This window comes from Flavobacterium sp. DSR2-3-3 (assembly GCF_049896585.1).
Lineage (GTDB): Bacteria > Bacteroidota > Bacteroidia > Flavobacteriales > Flavobacteriaceae > Flavobacterium.
Window position 1 is genome coordinate 336,180 of record NZ_JAFCUP010000003.1, and the last position, 14,986, is coordinate 351,165.

The 14,986-nt window shown below is 34.0% G+C and carries 14 protein-coding genes; 4 read left to right on the forward strand and 10 right to left on the reverse strand.

Annotation, left to right across the window (positions count from 1 at the left end; all coding sequences use genetic code 11):
* Positions 1–121 precede the first annotated feature (121 nt).
* The 4 genes from ACP7AQ_RS06265 to ACP7AQ_RS06280 all read left to right on the forward strand — a co-directional run bounded on the left by ACP7AQ_RS06265 (position 122) and on the right by ACP7AQ_RS06280 (position 4,474).
* Positions 122–1,204 carry a porin gene (locus tag ACP7AQ_RS06265; protein ID WP_426094825.1) on the forward strand — a complete coding sequence of 361 codons (1,083 nt, stop codon included), beginning with the start codon at positions 122–124 and terminating at the stop codon, positions 1,202–1,204.
* Positions 1,205–1,228: 24 nt separating this feature from the next.
* Complete coding sequence (locus tag ACP7AQ_RS06270) at positions 1,229–2,356, forward strand: sensor protein KdpD (RefSeq protein WP_426094826.1); 1,128 nt, start codon at positions 1,229–1,231, stop codon at positions 2,354–2,356.
* Between the two features lies 1 nt (position 2,357).
* Positions 2,358–4,082, forward strand: a complete 1,725-nt coding sequence (locus ACP7AQ_RS06275; protein WP_426094827.1) for an ATP-binding protein — start codon at positions 2,358–2,360, stop codon at positions 4,080–4,082.
* A 179-nt stretch (positions 4,083–4,261) separates the two neighbouring features.
* Positions 4,262–4,474, forward strand: coding sequence for a hypothetical protein (locus ACP7AQ_RS06280; RefSeq protein WP_426094828.1), 213 nt, complete (start codon positions 4,262–4,264; stop codon positions 4,472–4,474).
* Positions 4,475–4,697: 223 nt separating this feature from the next.
* Here the strand turns inward: ACP7AQ_RS06280 and ACP7AQ_RS06285 are convergent, their stop codons facing one another.
* From ACP7AQ_RS06285 to ACP7AQ_RS06330, 10 genes are all read right to left on the reverse strand, one after another.
* Entirely contained in the window at positions 4,698–5,039 is a 342-nt protein-coding gene (locus ACP7AQ_RS06285; RefSeq protein ID WP_426094859.1) for an alpha/beta fold hydrolase, read from the reverse strand.
* 28 nt (positions 5,040–5,067) lie between these two features.
* Positions 5,068–5,199: a hypothetical protein gene (locus ACP7AQ_RS06290; RefSeq protein ID WP_426094829.1), complete on the reverse strand. Its 132-nt coding sequence runs from the start codon at positions 5,197–5,199 to the stop codon at positions 5,068–5,070.
* On the reverse strand, positions 5,200–6,429 hold the full coding sequence (locus ACP7AQ_RS06295) for a glycoside hydrolase 100 family protein (protein WP_426094830.1): 1,230 nt from the start codon (positions 6,427–6,429) through the stop codon (positions 5,200–5,202). It lies immediately after the preceding gene.
* A complete protein-coding gene (locus ACP7AQ_RS06300) occupies positions 6,426–7,571 on the reverse strand; it encodes a glycosyltransferase family 4 protein (protein WP_426094831.1) in 1,146 nt (381 codons plus the stop codon). Before ACP7AQ_RS06300 ends, ACP7AQ_RS06295 begins: the two co-directional genes overlap by 4 nt.
* Positions 7,572–7,587: 16 nt before the next feature.
* Complete coding sequence (locus ACP7AQ_RS06305; RefSeq protein WP_426094832.1) at positions 7,588–8,217, reverse strand: PIG-L deacetylase family protein; 630 nt, start codon at positions 8,215–8,217, stop codon at positions 7,588–7,590.
* Positions 8,218–8,696: 479 nt separating this feature from the next.
* Positions 8,697–9,866 carry an MFS transporter gene (locus ACP7AQ_RS06310; protein ID WP_426094833.1) on the reverse strand — a complete coding sequence of 390 codons (1,170 nt, stop codon included), beginning with the start codon at positions 9,864–9,866 and terminating at the stop codon, positions 8,697–8,699.
* Between the two features lie 267 nt (positions 9,867–10,133).
* Positions 10,134–10,424, reverse strand: a complete 291-nt coding sequence (locus tag ACP7AQ_RS06315) for a phosphatase PAP2 family protein (RefSeq protein WP_426094834.1) — start codon at positions 10,422–10,424, stop codon at positions 10,134–10,136.
* A gap of 310 nt (positions 10,425–10,734) precedes the next feature.
* Complete coding sequence (locus ACP7AQ_RS06320) at positions 10,735–11,490, reverse strand: phosphatase PAP2 family protein (RefSeq protein ID WP_426094835.1); 756 nt, start codon at positions 11,488–11,490, stop codon at positions 10,735–10,737.
* A 351-nt stretch (positions 11,491–11,841) separates the two neighbouring features.
* Complete coding sequence (locus tag ACP7AQ_RS06325; protein ID WP_426094836.1) at positions 11,842–12,273, reverse strand: PepSY-like domain-containing protein; 432 nt, start codon at positions 12,271–12,273, stop codon at positions 11,842–11,844.
* Between the two features lie 265 nt (positions 12,274–12,538).
* A complete protein-coding gene (locus ACP7AQ_RS06330; RefSeq protein WP_426094837.1) occupies positions 12,539–14,950 on the reverse strand; it encodes an outer membrane beta-barrel protein in 2,412 nt (803 codons plus the stop codon).
* Positions 14,951–14,986 lie beyond the last annotated feature (36 nt).

Genomic DNA, 14,986 nt, shown 5'->3' on the forward strand with positions numbered 1-14,986 from the left:
TTTTTAAATTATTGAATAATACTTTTTAGCCCCGATAGCAGTGAAAATCCTTATATTTTTTGTTTAAAAATATAAGATTGCAACGAATAGCGGGATTAGCTTCAAATAAAAAATAATAAAAATGAAAAAAATAGTAGGTATAGCATTACTAGCTTTAGCAGGTACAACAATTAATGCTCAGGAAGTGGAGAAAGAAAAAAGTCCTTTCACGTTTTCGGGTTATATAGAAACGTATTACAGTTATGATTTTGGCAAACCCGACAATCATGTGAGGCCAGGATTTATTTACAGTCATAACAAACATAATGAAGTCAATCTGAATTTAGGTTTGGCAAAAGTGAATTATATTAAAGATAATATTCGTGGGAATTTTGCACTCATGGCCGGAACGTATGCGCAATACAATCTGGCTGCCGAACCGGATTTGTTGCGAAATGTGTATGAAGCCAATATAGGCGTAAAAATTTCGGCAACTCATAATCTTTGGGTTGATGCGGGAATTATGCCTTCGCACATTGGGTTTGAAAGCGCCATTGGTAAAGATTGTATGGTTTTGACCAGAAGTATTTTGGCTGATAATTCACCGTATTATGAAACGGGAGTAAAAATTGGGTATACTTCAAAAAGTGAGAAATGGTATTTGGCTGCGATGTATCTGAACGGATGGCAACGGATCCAGAAAATTGATGGCAATCAAACCCCAGCTTTTGGGACGCAAGTGACTTTCAAACCTTCGTCTTCAGTGGCTTTGAACTGGAGTACGTATGTGGGGAATGAACAACCGGGTACAGAAAAAAAATGGCGTTATTTCAATAATTTTTACGCCTTGCTCAAAGTGTCTGAAAAAGTAAATATTCATACCGGTTTTGATATCGGAGCGCAACAAACTGCAGTCAAAAGTGATCGATATGATGTTTGGTTTTCACCTGTTTTAATTGCACAATACAAACCTACAGCTAAAATTCAATTGGCAGCAAGAGGCGAATATTATGCAGATGAAAAAGGGGTAATCATCGCCACAGCAACACCAAACGGATTTAAAACCTATGGTTTCTCGGCTAACTTTGATTATTTAGTGACTGAAAATTTAATTTTTAGAGTAGAAGCCAGAAATTTAAAAAGTAAAGATGAGGTGTTTTTAAAAGATAATTTGCCCAGCAATCAAAATGTATTTTTAACGACTTCAGTAGCGATTTCATTTTAATTTTTTTCTAAAATATAAATCTAATTGGACAACGAAAAAGAAAATAATGTCAAACACTTTCTCGATTTAATTCAAAAATCACGAAAAGGAAAGTTTAAAGTTTACATTGGGATGAGTGCCGGTGTAGGTAAAACTTTCCGGATGCTACAAGAAGCGCACACGCTTTTGAAAAATGGGATCGATGTAAAAATAGGCTATATCGAAACGCATAATCGTAAAGAAACACACGAATTGTTATCGGGTTTACCAGTCATCCCAAGACGAACGCTTTTTTACAAAGGGAAACTGCTTGAAGAGCTGGATTTGCAAGCCATAATCAATTTGCGACCTGAAGTGGTTATTGTTGATGAATTGGCGCATACGAACATAGAAGGAAGCAAAAACGAAAAACGCTGGCAGGATGTTTTGGAAATTCTGGATGCAGGAATAAATGTTATTTCGGCAGTTAATATTCAGCACTTAGAAAGTTTAAATGCGGACGTAAAAAACATTACGAATATTGACGTTCAGGAACGCATTCCAGACAGTGTTTTGAAATTAGCGGATGAAGTGGTCAATATTGATTTGACCTCAGATGAATTGATTGCCCGTTTGAAAGAAGGTAAAATTTACACCGAAGATAAAATTTCAACTGCCTTGAGTAATTTTTTTAAATCGGATCAAATATTACAATTGCGGGAATTGGCTTTGAAAGAAGTAGCGAGTCAAGTTAATCGGAAAGTGGAAAGTGAAGTGCCCAAAAACGCCTCAATAAAACATGAAAAATTATTGGCTTGTATCAGTAGTAACGACAAAATCGCCAAGACAATCATAAGAAAGACGGCTCGATTAGCGAGTTATTACAATAGTAAATGGTATGTTTTGTACGTGGAAACACCAAAAGAAAGCAGCGACAAAATTGCACTCGACAAACAACGACATCTGATAAATAATTTCAAATTAGCTACACAGCTGGGTGCTGAAGTGATTCGAATGGAAAGCAAACATATTACGAATGCTATTTTAGAGGTCGTCACCCAAAAGCAAATTACCACCGTTTGTATCGGGAAACCGCATTTGAGTTTATTTAAAGTAATTTTATCGACAACTGTTTTTAATAAATTGCTTAACAGCTTATCGTCATCCAATATTGACCTTGTAATACTATCTTAAAATGAAAATTAAAACAAAATTAAACCTAGGCGTCGGCTTGCTTTTTCTATTGATAATAATTCTTTCATTAGTTGGCGCTTTTTATATTTTTTCTATAAAAAAAGATACCGAAAATATTCTGAAGGCCAATTACAATACATTAGAATATTCTCGAAATATGTTGCTTTCTTTGGATGAAATGAATGCTGACGAAGAAAAAGCAATTGTAGTGTTTGAAACAAATCTCATAAAACAAATTGCCAATATTACTGAAGCTGGCGAGGATAACGCAACTTATAATTTAAAGAAAGTTTTTAATTTTTTGAAAAAAAACAAGGCAGACGAAACCCTAAAAAGTCAAATTCGTCAGGACATTTTCGAGATTATGAAACTGAATATGAATGCGATTAAACAAAAAAGCGATATTGCCAAACACACGGCAGAGGCGGCTAATTTTTGGATCGCTATTACCGGAACACTTTGTTTTCTGATTGCCTTTAATCTTCTGGTGAATTTGCCCAACAATATTGCCAACCCGATAAAAGAGCTTACGGCCAGTATCAAGGAAATAGCCAATAAAAACTATTCGCAACGCGTGCACTTCATGAATCACAATGAATTTGGAGATCTGGCCAAATCTTTCAACACCATGGCAGAAAAATTGCAGGAATATAACAATAGTAATTTGTATAAACTGTCATTTGAAAAGAAAAGACTAGAAACCTTGATCAACAATATGCACGACCCAATTGTCGGGTTAGACAATCAGGGTTTAATTTTATTTGCCAATGACGAGGCTTTAAAAATAATTGGATTAAAAACGGAGGAAGTGATTGGAAAACTTATAGCAACACTCGCTCTGACAAATGATTTGATGAAATCGTTAATCGTCAGCGATTTTCAAAACGAAAGTAGAAAAGTACTTCCAATGAAAATTTTTGCAGATGGAAAAGAAAGTTATTTTGAGAAAGAGATCGTCAATATTACGATTAAACCAACAGGAGAAGATCAAACTATTGATATTGGCAATGTTATTATTTTAAGAAACATTACTGTTTTTAAAGAATTGGATTTTGCCAAAACCAATTTTATAGCCACTGTTTCTCATGAATTAAAAACTCCAATTTCATCGATAAAATTAAGTTTGCAATTGCTTGAAAAAGCAGAAACAGGAAACATTAATGAAGATCAAAAGCAATTGATCGAAAGTATAAAAGACGACAGTCAACGGTTATTAAAAATTACTGGGGAGTTGTTGGAATTATCGCAGTTAGAAACAGGAAATATTAAGCTTACTATTGAGAAAAGTAACCCTTATGAAATTATTAGTTACGCTACCGAAGCCGTAAAAGTGCAAGTAGAACTAAAACAAATTGATCTAATTATCGAGACCGAACAAAATTTACCTGACATAAAAGCGGATAGTGAAAAAACTGCCTGGGTGCTAGTTAATTTTTTAACCAATGCAATTACTTATTCATCAGAAAACAGCAAAATAATTGTAAAACTTAAAAATGAAAATAATCAGGTTGTTTTTCAAGTAATTGATACCGGAAAAGGGATTGATAACCGTTATAAAACGAAAGTTTTTGATAAATATTTTCAGGTTCCAGGAAGTCATAAGTCTGGAACGGGGCTAGGTTTAGCTATTAGCAAAGAATTTATAGAAGCACAAAACGGAACTATTGGAGTGGAAAGTGAATTGGGCGTGGGCAGTACTTTTTATTTTAAATTGACAGCCGTGTAATTTACTATTTTTTAGGAATAATAACCAATCAACACACATACACAAACCATAAAATCAAAAACAAATTAGTATCCAAGAGTTATGATTTACTAAACAACAAAAAACTTTAACAATCGATAGTTATTCTATGTGACGCGTAATTTTAAAATACGCATTCAGGATTAGAAAATGAATTGGAAATGATTTTATTAGATTTATATTACTTGCCAAATCGATTATTATTTATCATTCGGGAGAGATACACCATTGCAAAAAAAATGTATGAGGATTTGCATTGCGCTGGAAAGATGGAGATCGAAGTTTTTATTTCGAATAAAGATTTTATAAATATATTTGGGGATAAAGCAGAAGCTATAAGAACAAGTGAGAAAAGAAGGAAAATGCTAAACTAACCGATTAAATATTTCTTTAAACAAATCCAAATTTGCAAATCGGATGACGAAAACTGGAAATTTATTGGAGGAAGATGCGCACAATTATAAAGTCGGCTGTTAACAACTAAGGTTTCGTTCCATGATCAGCAGTAACAATGAAATGCAATCACTGAATACCAAAACAAATATTAAACAAATGAGATAAACCTGTGCGGAAGAGAAGCATTGCAGGTTTTTCAAATTAGGGAGTTGTCGTAAAGTTTGAAACGGGATTTAATAGAGGATTGTGTATACTATTTTTTTGAGGAGCGTTTCTAGTTGGTTTTTTCGTTTTTTCCATTTCTAGAATGAGTTTGTCTGTTATTTCAGGATTGGACGATGCAAATCCAATAACAAGCATTTTACACATAAAATGTAATAAAAGAATAATTTTATTGATGTTCAGACTGTCGAGAATTGATTTAATATTAAGAGACATTTGCTGAAAACTGAATTGGTAGTTCACAGGTTTGGTGGATTTTCCAAAGCCAATTTGGTCAGTAGCAAGTACATGAAAGCCTTCTTTACTTAGTACTTTTATAATCTACTCGCATTACACCCCACTGAAATTTTTATTGTGAAAGGGCAATATGACTTTTCCGTAAGGATTTGGCGGCAATACCTGCCCAAAAAACATCTTCAGGTCTTGTTCCTGCGATATTAACTGGTGAAATTGTATCTAAAATGAAGTGTAGATTACTCATTTATTTCTGTCGCATTTCTTCAAAGAAAGGCGTTCTTTTTCCTTCCACGCATTTCGCGGCGTATAAATACATTGCGGCACTCCAAGTTTGCCAATTTTGACCTTTGGGTTCCCCGTTTTGCGCTTTTATCCACTCATTAAATCCAAATTCCTGATTTTCGGCAGTTATATATTTATTGGATATATCGTTATTTTCAGCTGCTGATTCTGTCAAAAGATTCGTTTTTTTCATGCATTCAGTTAATACTATTAATTTCTGTTCTGCTAATGCAAATCTGTTTGCTGCAACTAAGGCGGCAACATAAAAACCGCAGATAAATGGCCAAATTCCGCCATTGTGATAGTTGCCTGGGGTATTGAATTCGGAATATCTATCGTGCCAATCAGGATCGCCCGGGTTGGTAAAAGGGAAAAAATTAGGAGGTAAATCAACTGCCAATAATCCTTTATTTTTCATTGCATCGCATTCGCTTTCTATCCAGGAAACAATTTCATTAGCTCTAATGGGTGAAGCGATTCCCGATAAGATAGCAAGGCTATTTCCTAATAAATCAAAGCGCTCACTACTATAAACTTTATACGACCAAAAGGCATAATAAGGTTTGTCTTTTAATACTAAACCCTCGTGTACATGACCGTGAATTACACCTCCCGTAATGGTAAATTGACTCATTTCGTGGTGTATTTCATCGGCTCTTTGAGATTGATTTAAAATTTTCAGAAAACTGTAAACCAACGTGTTAACAAACAATCCGTAGCCCAATACCCACTGTTCATCGCGCCAGTCGCTGGTAGGTTGTTGTGCAACTAAAGACATGTCGGATGGACTTTGATATTCCATCCAAATTAATGCTTTTTGTACGGCCTCTTTTAAAAAATTGGGTTCATCGATTACTTTTCTGTAAATACCCACTCCCAATAAAAATAAGGGCGTTGTATCGCTTGCGCCTCTATCATCACCATCATGAACCAATGATGAAATATGTCCTCTTTCGGTTTGGTGTTTTGCCAGAGTTTTCAAAACCTTCCTAATGCTTTTTAGTAGTTTTTCATTTCCAGAAACGGCAATTCCTAGAATCGAAATCAATAAATCTCTAGTATACGGTTCCGGATAACCCCAGCCCGCAGTTCGGGGAAGTTCGTGAAATGGGCCATGCATATTGTGTAAAAGCACTTCGATAGCTGCTTTTTTGGCCGCATTTATTACTGTAGTTTTTTGTGAATTTATCATTTTTTTATACCTAATTTATCATTCATTATATCTATAAATTTTTGTGCAACAATTTTATAATCAAAATTTTCGACTACTCGTTTTCTGCCTGCTGCACCCATTTTTTGTCTTAATTCTGGATCATTCATCAACTTCAATAATCCAGCGGCGATATCTTCAACATTTGCGCGGTAATCGACGGTTCGAGCTTCTTTAAATTGAACTTTGTAATTATTTTCAAATCCTGATTCGTGGCCGAGCGTAACTTCATTTACCACAATCTTTTGTGCAACATTAGCTAAAAATGCGGTTTCGCCATCAACTAAAGTGTCCAGCATTCCCATTGCTTTTATGCCAATAACTGGTTTTTCGCACGCACCCGCTTCTACTTGTGACATTCCAAATCCTTCTAGACGAGATGGAGCAGCATAAATATCACAAGCAGCAAGGAAGTAAGGCATGAAATTTCTAGAAATAGTATTTGTTTCATAAATTACGTTTTTTTCGATGCCCAAATCGGATGCTATCTGTAGATCCAGAGAATTTTGCGATGTTGTTCGTTGTTGAGGCCAGACTTTGCATACATATTTCCAATCTGGAACTTTAGTCTTAATAATTGCCAAGGCTTGCATGACTTCTTGAGCACCTTTGGATGCGGCATCTCCACCAACGGTTAAAATCATCAATTGGTCAGGATAAATACCTAAAAATTCACGAACAGCCAGTATTTTAGGATTGTTTTTATCGTAAGGTTTGAAAGAATTGGTATCGCAACCCACAGGCAAAACTTCAATTTTATCTCCACTAATTCCGTCTCTGACATACATTTCTTTTACCCAATGTGAAGTGACCAATATTAAAGGAAGCTCATTTAAGACTTCCTGATAATTGGCAATGTAGCCATCTGCAACCAACCAGGGAATGGGCTGAACACCAAACTGCTGCGGGTGTAAAATTAACTGTGGCGTATGCCCCCAGTAGCCAATACCGACCACTACATCGGGTTGAAACCAGCGATAATACCACTCTTTTTCTTGTGTTGATCCAAAATGAGCTGCTTTGGCATCAACTCCTAATTCGAGCAGGCCTTTATACAAAAGATCGCCTTGAGTTGCCAATCCGCCTGGTGATGGTGGATAATCATAAAGCACCAATACTTTCATAAATATAATTTTAATATTATCTATTCAAAAACATATTTGCTTCATTTGGGTTATTAAAAACCCAAAATGCCTCTGTTTTTGGTGTTGTTTTTGCTTCCCAACTGTTTTTCTCGAAGCCATAGGTTTCGGTTATTAAATTGTATTTTTTATTCCAAATCCGTTTTTTGAGCGTTTCAAAATAGGTGTTATTTTCAATTGCTTTTGGAAAATAATTTTTATTACCATCCTCATAAGCGAAAGCCCAAAGTTTATTTGTGGCAATTTTACCTTTATTCCATAGTGTAATTACAGCTCTACCTACTTCCTCGTGTCTTAAGTGTTTGGTGTATTCTCCAAAAGGACTATGAGTAATGATTAAATCAAAATGTTCATTGGGTAATAAATGCAATATTTTTTGCTCCACTTGTGCAGCATTTATAGGATTTTGTTCAGGTTCGTCATCGAGATTGCCCATTGTACCTTGTGCATTAAGAATTTTAATAACCTTATAAAATTTTGCGGAACGATCTTCGTCATATTTTCGGCAAAGACTGGTAATAAAATATTGCCACTGGGGATTATTCAGTATAATTCCACCGGCCCAAAGGATTTCGTCATCAGGATGTGCGACTATTATGGCTACTGTTTTAGTTGCTGTACTTTTCATTTTCAAAATTGTTTGTGGCAACCTGAATAATTATATGGAGCAATGAGAAGCAAGAATTTAATTAGTAGGGCATTAAAGGCAGATTCGATTTTGCCTTGCACAGCCACAAATTAAATTTTTCCAGAAATCAAATGAATTATGTAATATTTAAATGTCGCTGCTTCTTGAATTCGAATCTAAATGTACTGATTTTCAGCAGTTAAAGCAATTTTTTTTAAATATAATAGCGGTTGACGCAAGCGCGACGCACTTTGGCCATCTTTAAAGTACTGATGATAATTTAACGTAATAAATACAGAGGCAATCCTAAAACGAGGGAATGTACTCATTTTAGGTTACGGGAAAATAGAAATCAAAAATACCCTAATGAATAAAGAATTAGTTGACTTTTTTATAAGAGGAACGAAAGATATTGTAAAACAAATGCGTGATGATTTTGAGAGAAGTTTAGTTTACTATATGATTTGTAAAACAAAAATTTACCGGAATGATTGAAATGAGAAGTAAACAATGATACCTAGTGTTGCTATTCCCGTAACTATAAATGTAGCACTGGCCCCAAACTGATACCAAATTAATCCAGCTAACGTACTTGCTAACATAGTGCAAATGCTTTGAAATCCTGAATAGGTTCCTATCGCGGTGGCTGTATCTTTTCTGTCTGAAATAGTAGTAATCCACGCTTTTGAAATCCCTTCAGTTGCAGCTGCGTAAACGCCATAAATAAAAAACAACGATGCTATTGCGTAAAAACCTGTACTGAAAGCCATTCCAAAATACACCATTGCAAATAACGAAAGTCCGAAAACGAACATTTTTTTCAGTCCTATTTTGTCAGCGTAAATTCCTAATGGGAATGCACAAATTGCATAGACCAAGTTGTAAAAAATATAAACTCCAATTACTGCTGTGTCACTCAAACCTGCTTGTTTGGCTTTTAGCAGCAAAAAAATATCGGAGCTGTTAAATAATGTAAATAATAATAGTCCGATTACTAATTTCCGATATTGTGCTGAGCTTTTTTTCCAATAATGAAGAAAGGAGAAAAAGGGAATGTGTTTTTTTTCTTTTGAATAGGATTTTGTTTTGTCTTTCAAAAAATAGGTTGCTCCAACTGCAAGTACTCCTGGAATAAAAGCAAGATAAAATAGGGTTTTGTAATCCTGTGGATAAAAATAAAGATACATCAGTGCTAATGCTGGTCCAAGAACTGCACCTAAAGTATCCATTGACCGATGAAAACCAAAAATTTTTCCTTTTGTTTCTGCTGTGGCTTCATCTGATAGAATAGCATCCCTTGCTCCAGTGCGAATTCCTTTTCCGAAACGATCTATCGTTCGTGCAATGAAAATCCATAGTGGAAAAGAAAAAACTGCCATCATTGGTTTTGACAATGCACTTAATGCATAACCGATTTGCACAAACGGTACACGTTTTCCTGAACTGTCAGATAATTTCCCAAAGTAGCCTTTGCTTAATCCTGCTAATGCTTCGGCAAAACCCTCTAAAACACCAATTAGAACAATAGAAAATCCGATTGTTTTTAAATAAATAGGCATTATTGGATAAAGCATTTCGCTAGCCATATCAGTAAACAAACTGACTAAAGATAGTATCCAGACGGTTCTTGTAATTCTTTTTATTTTCATCAGTCATCAATTGTTTTGTGAAATTAGATTAAAAATAATTTAAAATTTTTATCCGTAGTAACATCAAATATAATTCATAATCGCTAATTTTATTGCAATAGCTTTTAAATAGTGGTGTGGAATTTCATGTTTTGGAACGTGGTAATTGCGGCGTAATTTATGTTTTAAAAATTTTTAAAAGCGTAGTTATTTGTTTATTTCACGAACATCCCTTTCTCGTTACAATTATTTTTTATTCTATCCGATTTTTTTGGTTCTTATTTAAAATCAAGTCGTTGCATAAACAATCGCCGCGGAACCTATATTGACTATGGCACCCGCAAACACATCGCTGGCATAGTGAACACCTAAAAACATACGTGAATAACCAATGGCTCTAGCCCATAAAAATGAAAACACCGGTACTGACCATTTTGGAAAAGCGATACTGAATGAAGTTGCCGTAAAAAATGCTGTTGAAGTATGATCTGACGGGAAAGATACACTTGTAACATTTGTTACTTTTTCTAAAAAGGAATATTTTAAAAACAGCTTGATTCTGTTAGTGATTAATTTCATGAAGGTTTAGAAATCACAATATAAATGGATTTTTTTTGAACTACCTTTTTATTTCTAATCCAACTCAATAATAACAGACTGACAAGTATAACAATGAAAATGGGAAATACACAGTGAGTTATAAAAGTAAAAAAAGGGTCAAATGATCTATTTCTATTAAGATTAATGTCTCTGCCAAGATTTATATTTATGCCATGAATATTTGCAGTGGTTATGAAAAACAACAAATCGATTTAAGAAAGATTTTTAAACATTTTATTTTATAAAGTACGAATTGCAATCATTCAGGCAGTAAGCGTTTTAGTGATATTCAAAAAGTCTTCGCAAAGCAGAGTCCTAATTCTTTTCCATTGTAAAAAGGCGCTATAACTGATGTTGTATTATTTTTTTTCGATCTAAACAATTTCCTGTTTAGATATGGATTCATCCAATACGCTATTTTAGTGCTTAAAATTCCGATTCCTGCGCCAGTGGCAACATCTGTAAGCCAATGTTTATCGTTGATAATTCTAAATGCTCCCGTTCCTGTTGCAACAATATATCCTGATATTCCGTACCAAAAGGATTTGTCTTTGTACTCCTGCCATAAAAACTCAGCTCCTGCAAAAGCAGTTGCAGTGTGCCCTGATGGGAAAGAATTATTGTTACTCCCATCGGGTCTTTCAACTTTGGTTAACGATTTTAAACCCAGAACCGCTGTAGACATAATGATGTAAGAAGTAACCAATATTATAGAACGATCCCTTAAATTATTTTTTCCTTTTATTCCAGCTGCATTCAATGCGTAAACTGAAAGTACCGGCGCATATTGCGAAAAATCATCAATAGTTGTCTTTCTGTCAATATCTTCTTTTACTTCCTCTTGGATTTCAGAATTATAACTTTTTAACTGGTCACTTTCAATTCCTATAAAACCATATCCTATTAATACAGCCGGAATAACAAGTTGTTTGTAATTGAATTTAATATTTTTGGCAATCGCCGCTTTTGAAATAGTATCTGTTTTTACTTCTTGTGCAGTGAGAGATGCGAAACTAATTAATGAAAATAGAATGATTTTTAACATAGGTATTATTGTAAATAGTGTTCTGGTGCAGGCGAAATGCAAAGTGTCATTGCTTCCATACCCCGAAAGGTACTTGTCCCCGTGGCATACAATCCAACAATAATCCGGTTAATAATGTTCCCAAAACGGTAAAAACATTAAATTAAACTTGATCAAATTGCCAAATAATAAAGACTATTCGTACTATTTAAGACACAATAAGAAAGCAAAGTGTAAAATAAAGTAACAAGGAAAATCTGCCTGACAGTTTGATTTTTTTTAGCATAATGGTCTAAAAAATAATTTTGGAAAACAGTGAAAAAATAAATAAAAATAGCACCCACAAAAACTGTGGATGCTATAAAATTAAAACTAACTAGCCTTTTCTACTGAGATAAAATTTCCATTCTCATCAAATAAAAGATCACTGCCTTTTATTTCAGCTTCATAAATTATATTCCCTTTTTGGTTAATTATTTTTGCAGCTTCTTTTACTTTTTGATTTTTAAAATGCGTGTTAATGTAGTCTAAAGCATTTTTAGGCAGTGTACTGATTTGTATTTCTATCTCTGTTTCAACAATTTTCCCTTCCCCGTTAAATAAAACCGAATTATCTATTTTATTAACATCAAAACTGGCTTCATAATTGTTTTTTTCTTTATCCCATTTTACGCCCTTAGCATTGGGATATTTTTCGTGTAATGCCTCTGTAATAATTTTTGGCACTTCTTTTTCTTTAATTTTTTGTCCAAAAGAAACGAATGACATTATACTTAGAACGATAACTAAAAGTGACTTTTTCATTGCTATTGCATTTAAAATTAATACTACTCAAAGCTATAAACCAATTTTGAAGAAATATTGAATTTTTCACCAAATAGCTTTATCTGCGATATTATATTTAAAATATTTTATCGTCCTATTTATCAACCCCAAAAATTAGTGCGTTCGTGCACAACCAATATTTATTGTCATTAAAAGTAAGTCTCCGGCTGTTTCCCTAAAGTAGTTGCACAAATTCTCATTATCTAAAATACAATCGTGATTTCCGGTAATTTTTTCATTTACATTAAAATTTATAATTGTAACCTAATCGAACCACTTGTGTTTCATAATAGTCAGTACTGTTATAATTAAAATTCAGACCTTGAATTTGTTTCCTGATTACTAATGTATTTAAAATGTCGGTTGCATTCAGGAAGAATTCTCCTTTGCCATTTTGGACTGATTTTTTAATACCTAAATCAATTGAAAATCTAGAGCTTATTTTGCCTTGCGGAATGATATCCGGTGCTAAATAAATTGCCGTTACTTGAGCATCTACTTTTTTAGATAAATGCAATGTATTGTTCCACTTTATATTTCCAGAGAAAATTTCTTGTTTCTCCGCTGAAAAAGTATTGGGTTTTGGATACTTATTTTCAACAGTAAAAGCATTAATTTGATTGTGATAGGCAATTAAATTAAAGTTGAATGAGTACCATTTTGCGATATCGAGCGAAAGAACCATTTCACTCCCTGTATTGAAGCTTTTATCTGCATTTTGGAAAATAGCATAGATTAAATTGCTGTCTGGGACCGTTGATGAAATTCGGGTGATGGTGGCATTTGCAAAACGGTGGTACGCTGCCGAATAGAAATATCCTTTTTTTAAGTTCATTTTATAACCCAGTTCCAATAAATTGGTGAACTGCGGGCGAAGGGCAGGATTCCCAACCTTGATGATTTCTGCATCATCGTATTTTGGAAATATTCTAATATCGACTTCATTTGGTCTGTCTACCCTACGATTGTAAAATAAAGATATTTTATTGTTGTCATTAATTTTGTATGCCAATCGCACATTTGGGAAAGGTTGGGTATAGCTGTAACCGTCGCTTTTATAGGTATTATGATTGGGATTGACATTGTATTGCAAATCGACATATTCTACTCGCAAACCCAGTTCTGCCTCAATTTTATTGTTTTCAAAAATATAATTTCCATATACGGCCGGAATAATTTCTTTGTAAAATGCTTGTCCTCCAGCACCACTATCTATTGGAGAATTTGCTCCGGGAAAGAACTGCATATTGGTTGGAATATCCCTTTTTCTGAATTTAAAACCGGTTTCAAATCTTCCGTATTTTAAGGGTTTGATATAATCAACATTAAAGTCGGCTACTTTCTCATCTGATAACAATTTGAAAGCATCTTTTCCGGTGTAGGTTGGCAGAATATTATCAAAAAAATATTTTTCATCTTCTCTGTGGAAAGTATAATTGAAACCAATATTTAACAAACGTCCTGCTTCTTTAAACTTGTGCTGGTATGCAGCAGTAGCCATAGCGGTGGTTTTTAATTCATCTTCCAAAAATTGCCACAATCGCAATCGTTTCGAATAATTTTCATTAAAAAAGGGCTGATCTCCGTTATCAATGATTTTTTCGGTTCCAAACAGACCCGAAACAGTAAGTGAATTTCGGTCGTTAATATTCCAGTCAATTCCAGTTTTTAAAGTAGTGAAATGCGTATTCCGATTTCTTTTGGATTGTTGATTAATAATAGTTCCATCAGTGTAGGTTCGCGTTACAAACTCATTTTTATTGAGCGTTTCAGTATAAAGATAATCACCCTGAAAAAAAGCATTAATTTTATTTTTACGATAATTAAGTGAAAGTGTCGGATTAATTTTTGGTGTTAATGAGTATTGTGGTCGAATAGTTGGTAAATTTTCTTTTCTTTCCCACAGCGCACCCAATCCAGAAGTAAAACCCACTTTTCCGTTGAATCCCTCTTTTTTATTTTTCTTGTAAATAATATTAATAATTCCAGCGTTTCCGTTGGCATCGTATTTCGCAGAAGGATTGTTGATGATCTCAATTTTTTCTATCGCAGATGCGGGTATATTATCTAAGCCCGATTGATTTCCAAATCCTGTTAATGCGGTTTGTTTCCCATCAATTAATACTGTGACTTTATCGTTGCCTCTAATTTGTACTTTCCCGTCTTGCACGGAAACACCGGGCAAATTTTGCATTGTTTGCAAAACAGAACCACCACTCTGACTGATATTATCTGCCACAGAGAAGGTTTTCTTATCCATTTTCTGATTGATAAGTTCTGTCTTTGAAACGACAACTACTTCATTTAAAATAGTAGCATCTTCTTCTAATTCAATGCTTCCCTCATCTAGAAATTCTGATAATGAACCTACATAAATAGCTTGGTTTTTTGCCTTGTATCCAATAAATGTAAACTCTAGAAAGTAATTTCCGGGAACAACATTTGAAAATGAAAACCTTCCCTCTTCGTTAGTAACAGTTCCCGCAAGCAAAACGATGTCTTTTGTGTTTTTCAAAAGGACATTTACAAATGCTAAAGTCTCTTTTGAGGTTTTATCTTTTGTAATTCCTGATATTGTGATGCCTTTGGTTTGTCCGAATGAATTTGAAATTGATAATATTAGAAATGAAAGTAACAGTATTATTTTTTTTTGCATTGTCTTGATTTTTATTCTTTATTTAAAATTTAAACG